The following is an 18,331-nucleotide window of genomic DNA, read 5'->3' on the forward strand; positions in this document are numbered from 1 at the left end:
ACAAGCTTTAAAGCCGCCACTGTCCCGATAAGCCCGGCCACAGGGATTCCGGTCACTTTACCCAGGAAAAACCCGACACCAACCATGGATCAATCCCACCTCCAAATAAGTCAGTCGTTTTTCTGTTTCTCGAGCGCGACCTGATACAGCACATTCTTGCGCACACCGGTGATTTCCGCCGCCAGGGCCGCGGCACGCTTGAGTGGCATTTCCTTGAGCAGCAGATCGAGGATACGCATGGCTTCGGCACCGACCGCATCGTCGGTTTCCGGCGCAGTCCAACCGGCAACCAGGACCACGCACTCGCCCCGTTGCTGATTGCTGTCGGCCTCGACAAAGCCGCGCAACTCGCCCAACGGCAAGCCCTTGAGCGTCTCGAAGGTCTTGGTCAGCTCGCGCCCCAGCAACGCCGGGCGTTCCGGGCCGAACACCAGCTCCATGTCCTGCAGGCATTCGAGGATCCGGTGCGGCGCCTCGTAGAAGATCAGGGTCCGTGGCTCTTCCTTCAACAGTTCCAGGCGCGAGCGACGTCCGACCGCCTTGGCTGGCAGGAAGCCTTCGAAGATAAAGCGATCGGACGGCAACCCGGCCGCCGACAGCGCCGCAATAAGCGCACAGGCACCGGGCACCGGCACCACCTTGATCCCCGCGGCCCGGGCCTGGCGCACCAGGTGATAACCCGGATCGGAAATCAGCGGCGTGCCGGCGTCGGAGATCAGCGCAACGTCCTCGCCCGCCAACAGCTTGGCGATAAAACGGCTACCCTCATCACGTTCGTTGTGCTCGTGACAGGCCGCCAGCGGCGTGGCGATACCGAAGTGCTGCAAGAGTCGCAACGAGTGCCGGGTGTCTTCCGCCGCGATCAGCGACACATCGCGCAGTACTTTCATGGCACGCGCACTGATGTCATCCAGGTTACCGATGGGTGTCGCCACCACATAAAGCGAGCCCATCGCGGAATTCAAAGCACCTGGAGCAGTCAAAGCGCACACCTCAAGAAGAACGAAAAACCCATTGTAGCGCGTAGAGGCCCTGCCGATACGCTCCACAACCGCAAGCCCGGCTGGTCCGACCGGGGAATTTGCCGTCACGGACATGCTTTGTACGACCTAATTTGATGGTTTCACGCCAGCAACATCGCGCCCCGGCCAGTGCTTGGGTACAATTCCACGCTAATTTGATCGAGTATCAGGAACACTTACATGATCGCTTGCCTGCGGCTGTTCTCTGCCCTCTGCCTTGCTGCCTTGTTGGCGGCATGCGCCAGCTCGCCCTCCTCCAGCCTTGGCGAACTTCCACGGACCCCGGATGCCACCATCGAGCAACTGCTCGAACAGGCCTCCACCAGCAAAACGCCGGACAAGGCCGCGTTGCTGCGACTGACCGCCGCTGATCTGGCCTACCGCCAGAAAGACACCGGTCGTGCGTCGCAGATCCTCGCCCAGGTACCGCTGGACCAGCTCAAGCCGGCCCAGCAGGTGTTTGCCAGCACCCTGGCCGCCGAACTGGCGATGACCCGCAACCAGCCCAAGGCAGCGCTGGCGGCATTGAACCATCCAAGCCTGGAACGCCTTGGCGAACTGCCGGTGGACCAGCAGATCCGCACCCAGACCGTCCGTGCCCGTGCCCTCGAAGCGGATGGCCAGACCCTGGCCGCGGCTCGCGAGCGTATCTTCATCGCGCCACTGCTCAGCGGCGACGCCGCCCGGGCCAACCACGAGGCGATCTGGGCATTGATCGCGGCACTGCCGACCGATCAACTGCAACCAACCGGCAGCGACGACCTCAGCGGCTGGCTCGGCCTGGCTCTGGCGGTCAAGACTTCCGGCACCCTGGAACAGCAGCAGGCCGCCATCGACACCTGGCGCGCGCAGAACCCCAAGCACCCGGCGGCCCTGCAATTGCCGCAACCGCTGGTCAAGCTCAAGGAACTGGCCAGCCAGCCACTGAACAAGATCGCCCTGCTGCTGCCGAACGACGGCCCGCTGGCTTCCGTCGGCAAGGCGCTGCGTGAAGGCTTCATGGCCGCTCATTACCAGGCCCAGCAGGCCGGACAAAAACCACCGGTCATCGAGTTCTATGACAGCTCGCGCCTGGGCTCCCTGGATGATTTCTATCGCAAGGCCCAGGCCGCCGGCGTGCAACTGGTGATCGGCCCGCTGGAAAAACCCCTGGTCAAGCAACTCAGCGCTCGCCCGCAACTGCCGATCACCACCCTGGCGCTGAACTACAGCGAAAGCACGCAAAACCCGCCGCAACTGTTCCAGTTCGGCCTGGCTGCCGAAGACGAAGCCCGTGAAGTGTCGCGTCGGGCCCGTGCCGACGGCCTGCACCGCGCCGCGGCCATGGTGCCGAAAGGCGAATGGGGCGATCGCGTACTGAAAGCCTTCCGCCAGGACTGGGAAGCCAACGGCGGCACCGTGGTCGGTGTCGAACACGTCGATCAGCCGGTTGCCCTGGCCCAGCAGATTGCCGACCTGTTCCAGTTGCGTCAGAGCGAAGGACGCGCCAAGAGCCTGCAAAGCACCGTGGGCGGCCAGGTCGCCGCCCAACCTTCGCGCCGCCAGGACATCGAGTTCATTTTCCTCGCCGCGACACCGCAACAGGCCCAGCAGATCAAGCCGACCCTGAACTTCCAGTACGCCGGTGACGTGCCCGTGTACGCCACCTCGCACCTGTTCAGCGCCACAGGCGACATCAACCAGTACAACGACATGAACGGCATTCGCTTCTGCGAAACCCCATGGCTGCTGGATGCCAACGACCCACTGCGCAAACAGGTCACCGCCCAATGGCCACAAGCCGGCGGCAGCCTGGGACGCCTGTATGCCATGGGCGTCGACGCCTACCGACTGGCCCCGCGCCTGGGTCAGCTCAAGGCCCTGCCGGACAGCCGCATCGAAGGCCTCTCCGGCAGCCTGAGCATGGATCAGGGACAACGGGTCGAACGCCAGCTGCCCTGGGCCCAGTTCGTCAGCGGCCAGGTCCAGCGCCTGCCGGACACACCGCGCTGATGCCCGATGGCCTGCACCTGAAAAGCGGCAAGGATGCTGAGAGCCTCGCGCTCCGGCATCTCGAACACCAAGGGCTGCGCCTGCTGGCGCAGAACTGGTTATGTAAACGCGGCGAGCTTGATCTGGTCATGCTCGACGGCGATACAGTAGTATTCGTCGAAGTTCGTTATAGAAAAAACACCCAATGGGGTGGCGCCGCGGGCAGCATCGATGCCCGCAAGCGCAAGAAGTTAATATTCGCGGCGCAGTATTTCCTGCAACGCGAGTCACGCTGGGCCAGTCGCCCCTGCCGTTTCGATGTGATCGCCATAGAGGGCGACCTGGAAGCAGCACCCCAGCTGAACTGGCTACGGAATGCCTTCGACAACTGACCCCTGGTTGTCGAGCCGGTTACTTTTCATTCACCGATTTTGCTCTTTGCTTTGCGGGCTGCACATTCTTGTGCCGGGCAGCCTCCGGGAAACCCCGGACAGCGCCCGCCCAGGCAGCTTGAAAACGCAGCATTGCGCGCGTAACGCTAAAGGCGCCCAGCCTGCAGTAGTTTTCAAGCTGCCTGGCAGCCGCCCTACTTAAGGTCACAATTAGATGGACATGCAATCCCGAATTCGCCAGCTTTTCCAGGCCAGTATCGACACCAAGCAACAGGCGATGGACGTTCTTGCACCTCACATCGAGCAAGCCAGCCAGATCATGGTCAACGCCCTGCTCAACGAAGGCAAAATGCTTTCCTGTGGCAACGGCGGCTCGGCGGGTGATGCCCAGCACTTCTCCTCGGAACTGCTCAACCGCTTCGAACGCGAGCGACCGAGCCTGCCGGCCATCGCCCTGACCACCGACAGCTCGACCATCACCTCGATCGCCAACGACTACAGCTACAACGAAGTCTTCTCCAAGCAGATCCGCGCGCTCGGCCAACCCGGCGATGTCCTGCTGGCGATTTCCACCAGCGGCAACTCCGCCAACATTATTCAGGCAATCCAGGCCGCACATGATCGCGAAATGGTTGTCGTAGCCTTGACGGGACGTGACGGTGGCGGCATGGCTTCGCTGCTGCTGCCCGAGGACGTGGAAATCCGCGTCCCCGCCAACGTCACCGCACGTATCCAGGAAGTCCACCTGCTGGCGATCCACTGCCTGTGCGATCTGATCGACAGCCAACTGTTCGGGAGTGAAGAATGACCGTTAATCGCCTTAGCCTGCTGGCTTTGACCCTGTGCCTGGGCATCAGTGGTTGCAGCTCGGTACTGACCGCAACCCGCGACGAGCCGATCAATGACGATCGGGGCACCCGCACCTTCGGCAGCAAGATCGACGACTCACTGATCCAGACCAAGGTCGAGGTAAACGTAGCCAAGACCGACCCGGCCCTGGAAGTGTCTTCCCATATCGTCGTGACCAGCTTCAACGGCATCGTCCTGCTGGCCGGCCAGACGCCCAGCGAAGAGCTCAAGGCCAAGGCCGAGCAAGCCGCCGCCGCGGTTCAACGGGTGAAGAAAGTGAACAACGAGCTGCAGGTCCTCCAGCCCTCCTCGTTCGCCGCCCGCAGCAACGACACCTGGTTGACCAGCAAGATCAAGGCACAGATGCTGACCGACAACACCATCCCCGGCTCGCGCATCAAGGTGGTGACCGAGAATGGCATCGTCTACCTGCTGGGCCTGGTCACACAACAGGAAGCGACCCGCGCAACCAACCTGGTGCAGGGTGTTGGCGGGGTACAGAAGATCGTCAAGCTCTTCGAGTACATCGACTGATCCGGCTCATCACTGTGGGAGCCGGCTTGCCGGCCTCATCGCTGGCAAGCCAGCTCCTACGGGGATCGCGACAGGTCGGAAATACGATGTAAAAAAGGCGCCTCGGATGAGGCGCCTTTTTTATTACTTCACTACCTTCAGGCTCGGCCGGCCGCTGGGACGCGGTGGCTCCGACCCCGACGGCGGACCGTCATCATCCGGCTCGACTTCTTCGTCGTCCTCCAGGGGCGACTCGAGATCGAACACCATGCCCTGGCCATTCTCCCGGGCATAGATCCCCAGGATGGCCCCGATGGGCACGTACAGCGTATGCGGCACACCGCCGAAACGCCCTTCGAAACTGACCGCTTCGTTATCCATGTGCAAGTGGCGCACGGCACTCGGCGAAACATTCAACACGATCTGCCCGTCACTGGCGAAACCCTGCGGCACCTGGACCGAGGGGTACTCGGAATTGACCAGTATGTGCGGGGTGCAATCGTTATCCACTATCCATTCGTACAGGGCACGAACCAAATAAGGACGACTGGAGTTCATCAAACGGCTCCTTAGCGCATATCGCGTTCGACACCAGACAGACTTGCCTGGAAAGCCTCACGCGCAAACTGGCGCTCCATATAATCGAGCAGCGGCTTGGCCGGCCGCGGCAATTCAATACCCAGAATCGGTAGACGCCAGAGTATCGGTAATAGACAGCAATCCACCAGACTTTGCTCCTCACTGAGGAAGAATGGCTTGTCGGCGAACAGCGGAGAAACCCCGGTGAGGCTCTCGCGCAATTCCTTGCGAGCCTGCACGCGTGCCGGCTCCTTGGTCCGCGAATCCAGGATCAGGTCCACCAATCCGCACCAGTCGCGCTGGATGCGGTGCATCAGCAGCCGGCTGTTGGCCCGCGCCACAGGATAAACCGGCAGCAGCGGTGGATGCGGGTAGCGCTCATCCAGATATTCCATCACCACCGTCGACTCCCACAACGCCAGGTCACGATCGACCAGGGTTGGCAGGCTGCCGTAAGGGTTCACTTCGATCAGCTTCGGCGGCTGACGACCCGCCTCGACACTGATGATCTCGGCGCTGACACCCTTCTCCGCCAGCACAATGCGCACTCGATGGGAATAGTGGTCGGCGGGGTCGGAGTAACAGGCCAACCGGTTGGTCACGCCCATGGCGGTCCTCCTCGCTTGTTGAAATTATCGGAAACGGAAAACGCGCGCGCCCAAGGGAAGCCTCCCGTAGCGGCAGGACCTGCGATGGATGACACCGTTGCCGGCTTCATCCTGCCTGTCCCACTTGCTACATCTTCAGAGGCACCCTTGGGCGCGCACGATTGACAGCTATATTACAACGTTATCAGTGCACATCCTTCCAGTATTCGCGCTTGAGCAGATAAGCGAACACGAAGAAGAAGGCCAGGTACAGCAAGACGTAGGTACCGATGCGCTGATGCTCCAGCTTCACTGGGTTGGCCGAGTAGGCCAGGAAGGTCACCAGGTTCTTGACCTTCTCATCGAACTGCTCTTCGGTCAGGCTGCCGCTTTTCGGCACGATGGTCAGCTGATCGCACGCCTCATGGGTCAATGGCGTACCGGTCAGCGGATCATACTGCTTCTTGCCGTCCTCGACGATCTGGACCTGCTTGCAACCGACGACCTGGCGACCTTGCAGGCCCACCAGCACGTTCGGCATGCCGACATTCGGGAAGACCTTGTTGTTCACACCCCATGGACGCGCAGGATCTTCATAGAAGGACCGCAGGTAGCCATACAGCCAGTCGGTCCCACGCACCCGTGCCACCAGGGTCAGGTCGGGCGGAGCCGCACCGAACCAGGCCTTGGCATCCGCCGGCTGCATGCCGATGTTCATGTGGTCGCCGATCTTGGCGCCGGTGAACACCAGGTTCTTGAGCATCAGGTCATGGGGAATCCCCAGGTCGTCGGCAACACGCTCATAACGCTGGAACTTGGCGCTGTGGCAACCCATGCAATAGTTGGCGAAGGTCCGCGCACCGTCCTGCATGGCAGCCTTGTCGGAAACGTCGATATCGACTTTTTCCAGTTCCGGACCACCATGTTCGGCGGCAAAAGACAGTACCGGCAGCGCCGCAAGCAACAAAACAGCAAATAGTTTTTTCATCAGCCAGTCACCCTTTCCGGAACCGGTTTGGTCTTCTCGAGCCGGGTATAGAACGGCATCAGAATGAAGTAGGCGAAGTACAGGAAGGTACAGACCTGCGACAGCAACGTACGCTCGGGGGTCGGCGCCAGAACGCCCAGCACGCCCAGGATCACGAACGAAATACAGAACACCACCAGCCAGATCTTGCTCATCCAGCCCTTGTAGCGCATGGACTTGACCGGACTGCGATCGAGCCATGGCAGGACGAACAGCACGGCAATCGCGGCACCCATGGCGATCACGCCCATGAGCTTGTCGGGAATCGCCCGCAGGATCGCGTAGAACGGCGTGAAGTACCAGACAGGGGCGATATGCTCCGGCGTCTTGAAGGCGTTGGCCTGTTCGAAGTTCGGTTTTTCGAGGAAATACCCCCCCATTTCCGGGAAGAAGAACACGATGGAACAGAAGATGAACAGGAACACCACCACGCCGACGATATCCTTCACGGTGTAGTACGGATGGAAGGCGATGCCGTCCAGCGGTACGCCGTTCTCGTCCTTGTGCTTCTTGATGTCGACGCCGTCGGGGTTGTTCGAACCGACTTCGTGCAGCGCCAGTACGTGCAACACCACCAGGCCGAGAATCACGATCGGCAGGGCCACCACGTGCAGGGCGAAGAAGCGGTTCAGGGTGATCCCGGAAATCAGGTAGTCACCACGGATCCACTGGGTCAGGTCGTTGCCGATGACCGGGATCGCACCGAACAGCGAGATGATCACCTGGGCGCCCCAGTAGGACATCTGCCCCCACGGCAGCAGGTAGCCCATGAAGGCCTCGGCCATCAGCGCCAGGTAGATCAGCATGCCGAACAGCCACACCAGCTCGCGCGGCTTCTGGTACGAACCGTAGAGCAGGCCACGGAACATGTGCAGGTAGACCACGATAAAGAACGCCGAAGCGCCTGTGGAGTGCAGCAGGCGCAGGATCGAGCCGTACTCGACGTCACGCATGATGTATTCGACGGAGGCGAACGCCTCTTCCGCCGAAGGGGTGTAGCTCATGGTCAGCCAGACACCGGTGACGATCTGGTTGACCAGGACGAGCAGGGCCAGGGAGCCGAAGAAGTAGAAGAAGTTGAAGTTTTTCGGCGCGTAATACTTGCTGAGATGGTCTTCCCACATCTTGGTCGCGGGGAAGCGAGCATCCACCCAATCCATGAACTTGCTCATTGCGCGTTCTCCTTGTCGACGCCGATGACGATAAGTTCGTCGGTCTCATAGGAATGCGGCGGAACCGGGAGGTTCAAGGGCGCGGGCTGGGACTTGTAGACGCGCCCCGCCAGATCGTAGTGGGAGCCGTGGCAAGGGCAGAAATAGCCCCCTACCCACTTGGGCCCCAGATCGGCAGGTGCCACTTCCGGACGGAATGTCGGCGAACAACCCAGGTGCGTACAGATACCGATCAGCAGGAGGATTTCCGGCTTGATCGAACGCGTCTCTGGATCAACGTAGGTTGGTTGTGTCGAGTTCTTGGACTGGGGATCGGAAAGTTGATCTTCGATCTTCTTCAGATTACCCATGATTTCCGGGGTGCGGCGAACGATGAATACCGGCTGGCCACGCCATTCAGCAATCATCTGCTGTCCTGGCTCGATCTTGCTGACATTCACTTTCACCGGTGCGCCTGCGGCTTTCGCCTTGGCACTGGGAAACCATGACCCCACGAACGGGACCGCAGCCCCCACCGCTCCTGCAGCCCCTACCACGGACGTGGCTGCTACGAGGAAGCGACGTCGGCCTGCATTCACGCCGTCATTGCTCATTCAGTCCTCTCCCATCAGCTTTGTGGCCTGTTAAATCAGGCGTCTACTAAGTAAAAACTTTGTACTTATAAAAATTTTGCCGAATGGTAATGAAAAGCCCCACCCCTGACAAGGTAATTACCGGGCCCACACTGCCCCAAGCCTTGTAGTATAGGGGGTCTACGGATGTGGCAAGTTGTCACAGCAAATATTTCGCCCATAAAAAAAGCCCGGTTCCACAAGGGAACCGGGCTTTTTCTGAAGCCGAGAGCGAATTAACGCTTCGAGTACTGCGGACGCTTACGCGCTTTACGCAGACCGACTTTCTTACGCTCAACTTCGCGGGCATCGCGAGTTACGAAGCCGGCTTTACGCAGTGCACTGCGCAGAGTCTCGTCGTAGTCCATCAGGGCACGAGTGATGCCGTGGCGGATTGCGCCAGCCTGACCACTCACACCACCACCGATGACGGTGACGTAGATGTCGAATTTCTCGACGGTCTCGGTCAGTTCCAGCGGCTGGCGAACTACCATGCGGGCAGTTTCGCGACCGAAGAAGGTGTCCAGGGTGCGGTTGTTGATGGAGATGTTACCAGTACCCGGACGCAGGAAGACGCGCGCAGTTGCGGTCTTGCGACGGCCAGTACCGTAATTTTGAGTCGCCGACATATTGAACTACTCCGTTAAATCTTCAGTTCTTGAGGCTGCTGAGCGGTATGAGGGTGCACAGCGCCCGCATAGACTTTCAGCTTACGGTACATGTCGCGACCCAGCGGGTTCTTGGGCAGCATGCCCTTGACCGCGGTCTCGATCACGCGCTCTGGCGCCTTGGCGATCAGCTTTTCGAAGTTGATCGACTTGATGCCGCCCGGGAAACCGGAGTGGGAGTAGTACATTTTATCGGTGGTTTTGGCACCGGTAACACGAACCTGCTCGGCATTGATGACAACGATGTAGTCACCGGTGTCGACGTGCGGAGTGTATTCGGCTTTGTGCTTGCCACGCAGGCGGCTCGCGATTTCGGTGGCCAGACGACCCAGGGTCTGACCAGCAGCGTCGACGATAAACCAGTCGCGCTTAACTGTTTCCGGTTTAGCAGTAAAAGTTTTCATTCTTTATAGCCTCAGGGGCCGCCTGTAAATAAGACGGCGGATCTTACTGAATAGTGCGTACTTTGACAAGGTCAAAGGCAGCCGGATACAGACGCTTTCGGGGGCTCGGGTCGGCGCGTCCGTTCAACGGCAAGATTCTTTGGCGGCGGCGCATCACTTCCACTGCATAAAGAGGTGCGTAATTATGCAGATTGCGAAAAAAATTTCAACCTGCTTTTATGGTCGTTTTCCCACAGGAGCAGCCAATGGAATACCGTCAGCTAGGCCGGACCGATCTGAACGTGAGTGCAATTTGCCTGGGGACCATGACCTGGGGCGAGCAGAACACCGAGTCCGAGGCCTTTGCCCAGATCGAGCGCGCCAAGGCCGCCGGCATCAACTTCATGGACACCGCCGAGATGTACCCGGTACCGCCCAAGGCTGAAACCTACGCCAGCACCGAACGCATGATCGGCAACTGGTTCAGGCAGCGCGGCGATCGCGCCGACTGGATCCTGGCGAGCAAGATCGCCGGTCCGGGCAACGGCATCGGCTACATCCGCGACGGCAGCCTCAAGCACAACCGCCAGCATATCGTCCAGGCCCTCGATGCCAGCCTCAAGCGCCTGCAGACCGACTGGATCGACCTGTACCAGTTGCACTGGCCGGAGCGCAGCACCAACTTCTTCGGGCAATTGGGCTACAAGCACAAGGCCGACGAGGACTTCACGCCGATCGAGGAAACCCTCGAAGCGCTGGACGAGCAGGTCAGGGCCGGCAAGATCCGCCATATCGGCCTGTCCAACGAAACGCCATGGGGCACCATGAAGTTCCTGCTCGAAGCCGAACGTCGCGGCTGGCCGCGGGCGGTGTCGATCCAGAACCCCTACAACCTGCTCAACCGCAGCTTCGAAGTCGGCCTGGCGGAAGTCGCCCTGCGCGAACAGTGCGGCCTGCTGGCCTATTCGCCGATGGCGTTCGGCTTCCTGTCGGGCAAGTACGAAGGCGGCGCCCGCCCGGACAAGGCTCGCCTGAGCCTGTACAGCCGCTTCAGCCGTTATTTCAACCCGCAGTCGGAAGCCGCGTGCAGCCGTTATGTCGCCCTGGCCCGTGAACACGGCCTGGACCCGGCGCAAATGGCCCTGGCGTTCGTGACCCGGCAACCATTCGTGACCAGCAACATCATCGGCGCGACCACGCTCGAACAGCTGGACAGCAACATCGCCAGCGCCGAGCTGAAACTGTCCGAGGAAGTGCTGGCCGGGATCGAGGCGATCCACAAGGATCATCCGAACCCCGCGCCGTAAGCGACCGCCCGTGCCGCTCGGGGCAGGCCCCCTCCCACCGATGCCAGATGACTGTGGGAGGGGGCTTGCCCCCGAAGCGCCTGTCGCTCTCAAGGACCTCTTCGCGAGCAAGCTCGCTTCTACAGGGATTGCGCCCTCCACCTGTCACAGCGAACGGGCAATGATCTCCTTCATGATCTCGTTGGTCCCCGCATAGATCCGCTGCACCCGCGCGTCCGCCCAGGCCCGGGCCACCGGATATTCCCACATGAAGCCGTAGCCGCCATGCAACTGCACGCATTCGTCGAGCACCTTGCATTGCAGGTCCGTGCCCCAGTACTTGGCCATGGCCGCCGTCGGCACATCGAGCTTGCCTTGCAGATGCAGCTCCAGGCAGCGGTCGACGAATACCCGGCCGATCTGGATCTCGGTGGCCATTTCCGCCAGCTTGAAGCGGGTGTTCTGGAAATCCGCGATGGACTTGCCGAAGGCCTTGCGCTCGCGGGTGTATTCCAATGTCCACTGCAACGCCGCCTCGGCCGACGCCAGGCCACCCACGGCCACCGTCAGGCGCTCCTGTGGCAACTCCTGCATCAGGTAGGCGAAGCCCATGCCGGCCTGGCCCAGCAGGTTCTCTTTCGGCACCCGGACATCCTGGAAAAACAGCTCCGAGGTGTCCTGGGCCTTCATCCCGACCTTCTCCAGACGCTTGCCCTTGGCGAAGCCCGGTGTATCGGCCTCCACCAGAAACAGACTGGTGCCCTTGGCCCCTGCCTTCGGATCGGTCTTGGCGACCACGATCACCAGGTCGGCGAGAAAGCCGTTGGTAATAAAGGTCTTCGAACCATTGAGGACGTATTCGTCGCCATCCAGCACCGCCGTGGTCTTCACCCCCTGCAGGTCGGAACCGGCACCCGGCTCGGTCATCGCAATGGCCGTGACCATCTCGCCGCTGACCAGTCGCGGCAGGTACTTGAGCTTCAGCGCTTCACTGCCGTAATGCAGGATGTAGGGCGCGACAATATCCGAGTGCAGCGAGAAACCGATCCCGCTCAAACCCAGGCGGCTGATCTCCTCGATCACCACCGCGCTGTAGAGAAAGTCCGCCGCCATGCCGCCGTAGGCTTCCGGCAAATGGGAACAGAGCATCCCCGCCTCCCCCGCCTTGTTCCACAGCTCACGGTCGATGTACCCGCGTTTCTCCCACTGAGCATGGAAGGGCTGCGCCTCCTGCTCGAGAAACTTGCGCACGCTGCTGCGAAAAAGCTCGTGCTCGGAACTGAACAGGGTTCTGGGAATCATGCGGGTACCTTGCAAACACGCGGAAGCCGGGATTGGCCCGTTGAGCCTATGCCAGTGTTTTACCTTGAACCACTGGACACATACGACAAAAAATAAGACGATCCAGCCGTCTGTTGACCACTTTCCCCTATAAGAACTTTCCACTAATAAGAACAATGGAATTATGGCTAATCCACTCTCGACGCCCTTGCGGCGCGTCAGCATCCTGGCTATCGATCGGGTATTCGCCTCGACCCTCATGCAGGCCAAGGATTTTTTCCATCTCGCCAGCCTGCGCTACGGCAAGCAGCTGGGCCAGGGCCTCACCCCGGTCTTCGAGACACGTCTGGTCAGCCCCGACGGCCAGTCCGTGCGCAGCTTCAGCGACGTCATCCTGCCCGTGGACGGCGGCCTGGAAAACGCCGATGTGATCGTTCTGCCGGCCTTCTGGGACGACTTCGACACACTCTGCCAGCGCTACCCGCAGGTCCTGCCCTGGCTACGTGAGCAACACGCCCGCGGCGCCGTGCTCTGCGGCGAAGCCACCGGTGTCTTCTGGCTCGCCGAAGCCGGCCTGCTCGACGGCAAGGAAGCCACCACCTACTGGCGGTTCTTCAACGCCTTCAGCGAACGTTTTCCCAACGTCTACCTGAACCAGGACAAGCACCTGACCGACGCCGACAACCTGTACTGCGCCGGCGGCACCACCTCGGCCTGCGATCTCTACATCTACCTGATCGAGCGCTTCTGCGGGGCCAACGTCGCCCAGGCCGTGGCCCGCGACATCCTTTATGAAGTGCAGCGCAGCTACGCGCCGGGACGCATCGGCTTCGGCGGCCAGAAGCTGCACCAGGACGTGATCATCCTGCAGATCCAGCAATGGCTGGAGGAGCACTTCGCCGACAAGTTCCGCTTCGAGGATGTCGCCCGCGAACACGGCATGAGCATCCGCAACTTCATGCGCCGCTTCCAGACCGCCACCGGTGACAAGCCATTGCACTATCTGCAGCGCTTGCGCATCGAGACGGCCAAAGGCCTGCTGTCCGGCACCCGCAAGAGCATCAAGACCATCAGCTACGAAGTCGGCTACGACGACGCCAGCTTCTTTGCCCGGCTGTTCCGCCAGCACACGGAGCTGTCACCGAACCAGTACCGGCAACAGTTCCAGCAGGCAGCCTGAAGCCGGACGCCGGCCCGAGGGCAACGGCGTCCCGTGGTTTCGTCGGGAACAGGAAGGTTCTGCTCAGACGTGGCGCCGGCAGGCGCCACGAACACGGTCTTACGGCTTGTGCGCCCGCGAGAGGAACTCGTGGGACTGCATTTCCAGCAGGCGGCTGAGGGTCCGCTGGAATTCGAAGTTCAGGCGACCACCGGTGTACAGGTCCTTGAGCTCGACTTCCGCGGAGATGATCAGCTTGACATTGCGGTCGTAGAACTCGTCGACCATGTTGATAAAGCGCCGGGCGATATCGTCGGTGGTGACGCTCATCTGCTCGACACCGCTGAGCAACACGGCATGGAAGATCTTGCCCAGCTCGATGTAGTCGTTCTGGCTGCGCGGGCCGTCGCACAGTTCGCGGAAGTCGAACCAGGCCACATCGTCACAGGTACGGATCGCCCGGATCTCGCGATTCTCGATCATCAGCACATCGTTCTCGACCGCCTGGGTGCACTCCGGCGTCAAGGCACGGAAGCTTTTACGCAGGCTCTCGTGAGCGGCTTCGTTGAGCGGGAAGTGGAACAGTTCGGCCTGCTCCAGATGACGCAGGCGATAGTCGACGCCACTGTCGACGTTGACGATCTCGGTGTTCTGCTTGATCAGCGCAATCGCCGGGAGGAAACGCGCGCGCTGCAGGCCGTCCTTGTACAGGCCGTCCGGCACGATGTTCGAGGTCGCCACCAGGGTCACGCCGTTCTTGAACAACTCTTCCATCAAGGTGCCGAGAATCATCGCATCGGTGATATCGGAGACGAAGAACTCGTCGAAACAGATGACCCGGGTCTCGGCGGCAAAACGCTTGGCGATGAGCGTCAGCGGGTTTTTCTCGCCGTGCAGGGTCTTCATTTCCTCGTGCACCCGCTTCATGAAGCGGTGGAAGTGCGTGCGGGTCTTTTCCTTGAACGGCAACGCTTCGAAGAAGGTATCGACCAGGTAGGTCTTGCCACGGCCGACGCCGCCCCAGAAATACAGGCCCTTGACCGGTGCCTGGTCTTTCTTGCCGAACAGTTTGCCGAGCAGGCCCGGCTTGTTCTGCGAAGCCGCGACCAGATCGTCGTACAGGCGCTGCAAATGGCGCACTGCCGTTTCCTGGGCCGCGTCGTGAAAGAACTCGGGGCGTTTCAGATCAGCTTGATATCGTTCTAGGGGCGTCATAATTTCGTTAGCAAGGTAACAAAAACGGGCGGTCACTTTAGCGACGGCCCGTGGGAATGGCAATCGGCCCTTGGTCGGGCCGACGTTCGATTAGTCCTGAACCGGGGTCAGGGCAACCCGCAAAGCCTCGATGGCCGCATCACGGGCCGCTTCGTCGGCGAAGATCGGGCTGTCCGCCACGCACTCGCCTTCCAGCCACACGCTGAAGCTATTGGCCTCGGTGCGGATATCCAGCGCCTGGCCCGATTGCAATTGCTTGGTCACCCCACCCGCCGTCTTGCCGTCGGCAAAGTTGCACGACAGCAGCAGTTGCTCGCCATCGGCAGCCAGCAGACGGAAACGGAAACTGTCGTCTTCCCGGAAGCTGACAAAACGCGCAGCCTTGGCGGCTTTCTTCTTGCCGGTCTCGGCGACCTGCACCTGGTTGACGAACGACCGCAGGCCGACCGCCTCGCGCAACTGGGCGAGGAACGGCGTGGCAACACTACGGGCTTTCTTCGCGCCGGCCTGGAGGATGTCTTCCAGGTCCGATGGGCGGGAAATCAGTTCGTGGTAACGCTCGCGCTTCTCGCTCAACTCACCGTCGAGCAACTGGAACAGGCGGTTCTTCGCCTCGCCCCAGCCCAGGCCGCCCAGCAGCTCATGGCGGAACTCGTCAGCTTGCGCGGCGGTGGAGAACGCCTGGAACAGGGTGAACAGGTGCGAGTTGTCCGGGTCCTTGGCTTCGCCCGGCGCGCGGGAGTCGGTGACGATCCGCGAGATCGCGTCCTTCATGTCCTTGGCGCTGGTGAACAACGGGATGGTGTTGTCATAGCTCTTGGACATTTTCCGGCCGTCGAGGCCCGGCAGCGTGGCGACGCTTTCTTCGATCAGCGCTTCGGGCATGGCAAAGAACTCCTTGCCCTGGCCGAACAGGTGGTTGAAGCGCTGGCCGATATCCCGGGCCATTTCCACGTGCTGGATCTGGTCGCGGCCGACCGGCACCTTGTGCGCGTTGAACATCAGGATGTCCGCCGCCATCAGCACCGGGTAGCTGTAGAGACCCATGGTGATGCCGGCGTCCGGGTCTTCACCCGACTCGACGTTCTTGTCCACCGAGGCCTTGTAGGCGTGGGCACGGTTGAGCAGGCCCTTGGCCGCGACACAGGTGAGCAACCAGGTCAGCTCGGGGATTTCCGGGATGTCCGACTGACGATAGAAAGTCACGCGCTCCACATCCAGGCCACCGGCCAGCCAGGTCGCGGCGATTTCCAGGCGCGAGCGCTGGATGCGCAACGGGTCATCGCACTTGATCAGCGCGTGATAGTCGGCCAGGAAGTAGAAGGAATCGGCATTGCTGTCACGGCTGGCAAGGATCGCCGGGCGGATGGCGCCAGCGTAGTTGCCCAGGTGCGGGGTGCCCGTGGTGGTGATGCCGGTGAGGATACGTGTACGAGTCGTCATGGGTAATCGCTTAGGTCAGACTGCTGTCAATTCAGGAGGCGCGGCAGGATCAGATCCTTCAGATCGGTCAACTTGCCATGAAAAAAGTGTCCGCATTCTGCCACTTTCAGCAGCTCATGGGGACGTTCAAGGGCATCGGACCAGTCGTAGACCAGTTGTGGATCGATCACTTCGTCGGTTTCCGGCTGGATCAGGGTCAGCGGGCAGCCTTCCGGCAAGCGGTCCACGGCACGCAGGCGCATCACCGCGGCAGCCACCAGGAACAGATGCTTGAGCGACTGACCACGGGCTTCCAGGCGGCCGCCGAGGGTCGCCGCGACAAAGCCACCGAAGGAGAACCCGAACAGCGTCAGCGGCAGTTCCGGGTGTTTCTCCAGCAACCATTGTGCGACGGCTTCGGCATCATCGACTTCACCGGTGCCCATGTCATGGCTCCCGGCACTGGCGCCGACACCCCGATAGTTGAAACGCAGGGTGATCAATCCGGCATCGCGGGCGGTGCGCTGCAGGGTCGAAACGACTTTATTGAGCATGGTCCCGCCCTGCACCGGGTTGGGGTGGCAGATCAGCGCCAGCCCGCGGGGCTCGGGGGTATCCAGGTACAAGGCTTCCAGTTGGCCGACCGGGCCATCGATGAACAAAGGGGTTTCGCGCATAAGCAAGGAATGAACTCCGTGACCTCTCAAGGGGTCGACTCGTCTAGCTAAAAGTCTCTGCCTGACATCATTGCGACCTTAAGATCGCGGTATACAGCGCAGGTCCGAGCCGTTAACGTAAAGCAAAGCCGTTTATAGAGGAAGGACTCGTGGAACACTCGCTCTTAGTTTGGTTGTTGCCGACTCTTGCCCTGGTTGCCGGTGTCGCCATTGGTTTCCTGGTCGCCCGTCTGGTGCCGAGTGCCGCGCCCAGCAGCACACAGCGTCAGCTGGACGATATCCAGGAACGTTTCGACAGTTACCAGAACGAGGTGGTCACCCACTTCAACAGCACCGCGGCACTGGTCAAGAAACTCACCCAGAGCTACCAGGAAGTGCAAGACCACCTCGCCGAGGGTGCCAACCGCCTGGCCCTGGACGAGCAGACTCGCCAACGCCTGCTCGCCGCCCTGCACGCCGATGCTGCACAGACACCACGGGAACGCCTGACACCGCCTCGCGGCAACCAGGAACCGCCGCGCGACTATGCCCCGAAAGCGCCGAACGCCCCCGGCATGCTCGACGAGCATTACGGCCTGAAGAAGTAACCCGGCTTCAAGCGCCACAAAAAAGCCCGCCCGATCATTGATCGGGCGGGCTTTTTTTACACCCTGAATTCAGTCAGGTGTCATGGGTACTGCTGGACCGGCTGGCCGTACTGCTGACCCTGCTGGTACTGCGGCTGGCCCTGTTGCTGATACTGACCTTGTGGCTGCTGACCTTGCTGGCCGTAATTCTGGCCAGGAATGGCCCGCAGGTTGACTTCCACGCGGCGGTTCTGCGCGCGGCCGTTGACATCGGCGTTGCTCGCAACCGGATTATCCGGACCGGCACCACGGGCCGACAGGTTGGCCCCGCTCACGCCCTGGGAGGTCAGGTAGTTGGCAACGCTCTGGGCGCGGCGCTGGGACAGGTCCATGTTCAGCTGGCGGCTGCCGGTGCTGTCGGTGTAGCCGACGATCTCGATCTGGTTCTGGTTGAACTCCTTGAGGGAGTTGGCCAGGTTGTTCAACGGCTGATAGAAGCTGCTGGCGATCGCATCGGAGTTGGTCGCGAACGTGATGTTGCCAGGCATGATCAGCTTGATCTGATCGCCCTGGCGCTGCACCTGCACGCCGGTGTTGGCCATGCTCGCACGCAGCTTGGCTTCCTGCTTGTCGGCGTAGTAGCCATAGCCGGCGGCACCCGCGCCACCGACCAGGGCCCCGATCAGCGCCCCCTTGCCACGGTTGTTGTGATCGATGGCGGCGCCCGCGACGGCACCGGCCAAGGCTCCAAGCCCGCCGTACTTGGCAGTTTTACTCATACCCGAGGAGCCTTGCTCCGCCTGTCCCTGGTTGTCATACGGGTTTTGCGATGCACAGCCGGACAGCATGGCAACGGCGGTAGCGACGATAATCAAACGACGCGAGGTGAACATGGATCTAGCTCCTACTCATTTGGGGTGCAAAGGCCGTTGGCGATAGACCGTTGCTGGC

At 61.1% G+C, this 18,331-nt stretch carries 20 protein-coding genes; 7 read left to right on the forward strand and 13 right to left on the reverse strand.

Features of this window, described 5'->3' with window-relative positions; all coding sequences use genetic code 11:
• Positions 1 to 110 precede the first annotated feature (110 nt).
• Positions 111 to 953: a 16S rRNA (cytidine(1402)-2'-O)-methyltransferase gene (rsmI, locus tag ACL9RJ_RS11555; RefSeq protein ID WP_017123599.1), complete on the reverse strand. Its 843-nt coding sequence runs from the start codon at positions 951 to 953 to the stop codon at positions 111 to 113.
• Between the two features lie 249 nt (positions 954 to 1,202).
• On the opposite strand from rsmI, the gene ACL9RJ_RS11560 reads away from it, so the two are divergent.
• The 4 genes from ACL9RJ_RS11560 (at position 1,203) to ACL9RJ_RS11575 (ending at position 4,768) form a co-directional block, all read left to right on the forward strand.
• A complete protein-coding gene (locus ACL9RJ_RS11560) occupies positions 1,203 to 3,014 on the forward strand; it encodes a penicillin-binding protein activator (RefSeq protein WP_017123598.1) in 1,812 nt (603 codons plus the stop codon).
• Positions 3,014 to 3,385, forward strand: a complete 372-nt coding sequence (locus tag ACL9RJ_RS11565; RefSeq protein ID WP_017123597.1) for a YraN family protein — start codon at positions 3,014 to 3,016, stop codon at positions 3,383 to 3,385. Before ACL9RJ_RS11560 ends, ACL9RJ_RS11565 begins: the two co-directional genes overlap by 1 nt.
• Before the next feature lie 214 nt (positions 3,386 to 3,599).
• Positions 3,600 to 4,193, forward strand: a complete 594-nt coding sequence (locus tag ACL9RJ_RS11570; RefSeq protein ID WP_017123596.1) for a phosphoheptose isomerase — start codon at positions 3,600 to 3,602, stop codon at positions 4,191 to 4,193.
• Positions 4,190 to 4,768 carry a BON domain-containing protein gene (locus ACL9RJ_RS11575; RefSeq protein WP_017123595.1) on the forward strand — a complete coding sequence of 193 codons (579 nt, stop codon included), beginning with the start codon at positions 4,190 to 4,192 and terminating at the stop codon, positions 4,766 to 4,768. The genes ACL9RJ_RS11570 and ACL9RJ_RS11575 overlap by 4 nt, the downstream gene beginning before the upstream one ends.
• Positions 4,769 to 4,891: 123 nt before the next feature.
• Here ACL9RJ_RS11575 and ACL9RJ_RS11580 read toward each other — a convergent pair whose 3' ends face one another.
• The 7 genes from ACL9RJ_RS11580 to rplM all read right to left on the reverse strand — a co-directional run bounded on the left by ACL9RJ_RS11580 (position 4,892) and on the right by rplM (position 9,795).
• Positions 4,892 to 5,305: a ClpXP protease specificity-enhancing factor gene (locus tag ACL9RJ_RS11580; RefSeq protein WP_017123594.1), complete on the reverse strand. Its 414-nt coding sequence runs from the start codon at positions 5,303 to 5,305 to the stop codon at positions 4,892 to 4,894.
• 11 nt (positions 5,306 to 5,316) lie between these two features.
• Complete coding sequence (locus ACL9RJ_RS11585) at positions 5,317 to 5,934, reverse strand: glutathione S-transferase N-terminal domain-containing protein (protein ID WP_017123593.1); 618 nt, start codon at positions 5,932 to 5,934, stop codon at positions 5,317 to 5,319.
• A gap of 184 nt (positions 5,935 to 6,118) precedes the next feature.
• Positions 6,119 to 6,901, reverse strand: coding sequence for a cytochrome c1 (locus ACL9RJ_RS11590; protein WP_017123592.1), 783 nt, complete (start codon positions 6,899 to 6,901; stop codon positions 6,119 to 6,121).
• On the reverse strand, positions 6,901 to 8,112 hold the full coding sequence (locus tag ACL9RJ_RS11595; protein ID WP_017123591.1) for a cytochrome b: 1,212 nt from the start codon (positions 8,110 to 8,112) through the stop codon (positions 6,901 to 6,903). The genes ACL9RJ_RS11590 and ACL9RJ_RS11595 overlap by 1 nt, the downstream gene beginning before the upstream one ends.
• Complete coding sequence (gene petA, locus ACL9RJ_RS11600; RefSeq protein WP_042934291.1) at positions 8,109 to 8,705, reverse strand: ubiquinol-cytochrome c reductase iron-sulfur subunit; 597 nt, start codon at positions 8,703 to 8,705, stop codon at positions 8,109 to 8,111. The genes ACL9RJ_RS11595 and petA overlap by 4 nt, the downstream gene beginning before the upstream one ends.
• Before the next feature lie 254 nt (positions 8,706 to 8,959).
• Positions 8,960 to 9,352, reverse strand: a complete 393-nt coding sequence (rpsI, locus tag ACL9RJ_RS11605) for a 30S ribosomal protein S9 (protein ID WP_017123589.1) — start codon at positions 9,350 to 9,352, stop codon at positions 8,960 to 8,962.
• A gap of 14 nt (positions 9,353 to 9,366) precedes the next feature.
• Complete coding sequence (gene rplM, locus ACL9RJ_RS11610; protein WP_017123588.1) at positions 9,367 to 9,795, reverse strand: 50S ribosomal protein L13; 429 nt, start codon at positions 9,793 to 9,795, stop codon at positions 9,367 to 9,369.
• Positions 9,796 to 10,040: 245 nt separating this feature from the next.
• On the opposite strand from rplM, the gene ACL9RJ_RS11615 reads away from it, so the two are divergent.
• The gene (locus ACL9RJ_RS11615; protein WP_017123587.1) at positions 10,041 to 11,081 is read left to right on the forward strand and encodes an NADP(H)-dependent aldo-keto reductase; all 1,041 of its coding nucleotides are present in this window, start codon (positions 10,041 to 10,043) and stop codon (positions 11,079 to 11,081) included.
• 144 nt (positions 11,082 to 11,225) lie between these two features.
• Here ACL9RJ_RS11615 and ACL9RJ_RS11620 read toward each other — a convergent pair whose 3' ends face one another.
• Complete coding sequence (locus ACL9RJ_RS11620; RefSeq protein ID WP_017123586.1) at positions 11,226 to 12,362, reverse strand: acyl-CoA dehydrogenase family protein; 1,137 nt, start codon at positions 12,360 to 12,362, stop codon at positions 11,226 to 11,228.
• Positions 12,363 to 12,600: 238 nt separating this feature from the next.
• Between ACL9RJ_RS11620 and ACL9RJ_RS11625 the strand changes: the two genes are divergently transcribed.
• Positions 12,601 to 13,521 (forward strand): GlxA family transcriptional regulator, encoded by a 921-nt coding sequence (locus ACL9RJ_RS11625; protein ID WP_177084570.1) that lies wholly within the window; start codon positions 12,601 to 12,603, stop codon positions 13,519 to 13,521.
• Between the two features lie 99 nt (positions 13,522 to 13,620).
• On the opposite strand, the gene zapE is transcribed toward ACL9RJ_RS11625, so the two are convergent.
• From zapE to ACL9RJ_RS11640, 3 genes are all read right to left on the reverse strand, one after another.
• Positions 13,621 to 14,715, reverse strand: a complete 1,095-nt coding sequence (gene zapE / locus ACL9RJ_RS11630; protein WP_177106546.1) for a cell division protein ZapE — start codon at positions 14,713 to 14,715, stop codon at positions 13,621 to 13,623.
• 90 nt (positions 14,716 to 14,805) lie between these two features.
• Positions 14,806 to 16,158, reverse strand: coding sequence for a tryptophan--tRNA ligase (locus tag ACL9RJ_RS11635; RefSeq protein WP_017123583.1), 1,353 nt, complete (start codon positions 16,156 to 16,158; stop codon positions 14,806 to 14,808).
• 26 nt (positions 16,159 to 16,184) lie between these two features.
• A complete protein-coding gene (locus ACL9RJ_RS11640) occupies positions 16,185 to 16,814 on the reverse strand; it encodes an alpha/beta hydrolase (RefSeq protein ID WP_017123582.1) in 630 nt (209 codons plus the stop codon).
• A 149-nt stretch (positions 16,815 to 16,963) separates the two neighbouring features.
• On the opposite strand from ACL9RJ_RS11640, the gene ACL9RJ_RS11645 reads away from it, so the two are divergent.
• The gene (locus tag ACL9RJ_RS11645) at positions 16,964 to 17,401 is read left to right on the forward strand and encodes a YhcB family protein (protein ID WP_042934286.1); all 438 of its coding nucleotides are present in this window, start codon (positions 16,964 to 16,966) and stop codon (positions 17,399 to 17,401) included.
• Between the two features lie 80 nt (positions 17,402 to 17,481).
• Here the strand turns inward: ACL9RJ_RS11645 and ACL9RJ_RS11650 are convergent, their stop codons facing one another.
• Entirely contained in the window at positions 17,482 to 18,273 is a 792-nt protein-coding gene (locus ACL9RJ_RS11650; protein ID WP_017123580.1) for an OmpA family protein, read from the reverse strand.
• Positions 18,274 to 18,331: the final 58 nt, after the last annotated feature.

This window comes from Pseudomonas sp. Mn2068 (genome assembly GCF_049319725.1).
Lineage (GTDB): Bacteria > Pseudomonadota > Gammaproteobacteria > Pseudomonadales > Pseudomonadaceae > Aquipseudomonas > Aquipseudomonas gingeri.

What these genes read in the sequence shown, in the direction of transcription:
- rsmI (WP_017123599.1), bottom strand. Translation starts at nt 953, where the DNA reads ATGGGCTCGCTTTATGTGGTGGCGACACCCATCGGTAACCTGGATGAC.
- ACL9RJ_RS11560 (WP_017123598.1), top strand. Translation starts at nt 1,203, where the DNA reads ATGATCGCTTGCCTGCGGCTGTTCTCTGCCCTCTGCCTTGCTGCCTTG.
- ACL9RJ_RS11565 (WP_017123597.1), top strand. Translation starts at nt 3,014, where the DNA reads ATGCCCGATGGCCTGCACCTGAAAAGCGGCAAGGATGCTGAGAGCCTC.
- ACL9RJ_RS11570 (WP_017123596.1), top strand. Translation starts at nt 3,600, where the DNA reads ATGGACATGCAATCCCGAATTCGCCAGCTTTTCCAGGCCAGTATCGAC.
- ACL9RJ_RS11575 (WP_017123595.1), top strand. Translation starts at nt 4,190, where the DNA reads ATGACCGTTAATCGCCTTAGCCTGCTGGCTTTGACCCTGTGCCTGGGC.
- ACL9RJ_RS11580 (WP_017123594.1), bottom strand. Translation starts at nt 5,305, where the DNA reads ATGAACTCCAGTCGTCCTTATTTGGTTCGTGCCCTGTACGAATGGATA.
- ACL9RJ_RS11585 (WP_017123593.1), bottom strand. Translation starts at nt 5,934, where the DNA reads ATGGGCGTGACCAACCGGTTGGCCTGTTACTCCGACCCCGCCGACCAC.
- ACL9RJ_RS11590 (WP_017123592.1), bottom strand. Translation starts at nt 6,901, where the DNA reads ATGAAAAAACTATTTGCTGTTTTGTTGCTTGCGGCGCTGCCGGTACTG.
- ACL9RJ_RS11595 (WP_017123591.1), bottom strand. Translation starts at nt 8,112, where the DNA reads ATGAGCAAGTTCATGGATTGGGTGGATGCTCGCTTCCCCGCGACCAAG.
- petA (WP_042934291.1), bottom strand. Translation starts at nt 8,705, where the DNA reads ATGAGCAATGACGGCGTGAATGCAGGCCGACGTCGCTTCCTCGTAGCA.
- rpsI (WP_017123589.1), bottom strand. Translation starts at nt 9,352, where the DNA reads ATGTCGGCGACTCAAAATTACGGTACTGGCCGTCGCAAGACCGCAACT.
- rplM (WP_017123588.1), bottom strand. Translation starts at nt 9,795, where the DNA reads ATGAAAACTTTTACTGCTAAACCGGAAACAGTTAAGCGCGACTGGTTT.
- ACL9RJ_RS11615 (WP_017123587.1), top strand. Translation starts at nt 10,041, where the DNA reads ATGGAATACCGTCAGCTAGGCCGGACCGATCTGAACGTGAGTGCAATT.
- ACL9RJ_RS11620 (WP_017123586.1), bottom strand. Translation starts at nt 12,362, where the DNA reads ATGATTCCCAGAACCCTGTTCAGTTCCGAGCACGAGCTTTTTCGCAGC.
- ACL9RJ_RS11625 (WP_177084570.1), top strand. Translation starts at nt 12,601, where the DNA reads ATGCAGGCCAAGGATTTTTTCCATCTCGCCAGCCTGCGCTACGGCAAG.
- zapE (WP_177106546.1), bottom strand. Translation starts at nt 14,715, where the DNA reads ATGACGCCCCTAGAACGATATCAAGCTGATCTGAAACGCCCCGAGTTC.
- ACL9RJ_RS11635 (WP_017123583.1), bottom strand. Translation starts at nt 16,158, where the DNA reads ATGACGACTCGTACACGTATCCTCACCGGCATCACCACCACGGGCACC.
- ACL9RJ_RS11640 (WP_017123582.1), bottom strand. Translation starts at nt 16,814, where the DNA reads ATGCGCGAAACCCCTTTGTTCATCGATGGCCCGGTCGGCCAACTGGAA.
- ACL9RJ_RS11650 (WP_017123580.1), bottom strand. Translation starts at nt 18,273, where the DNA reads ATGTTCACCTCGCGTCGTTTGATTATCGTCGCTACCGCCGTTGCCATG.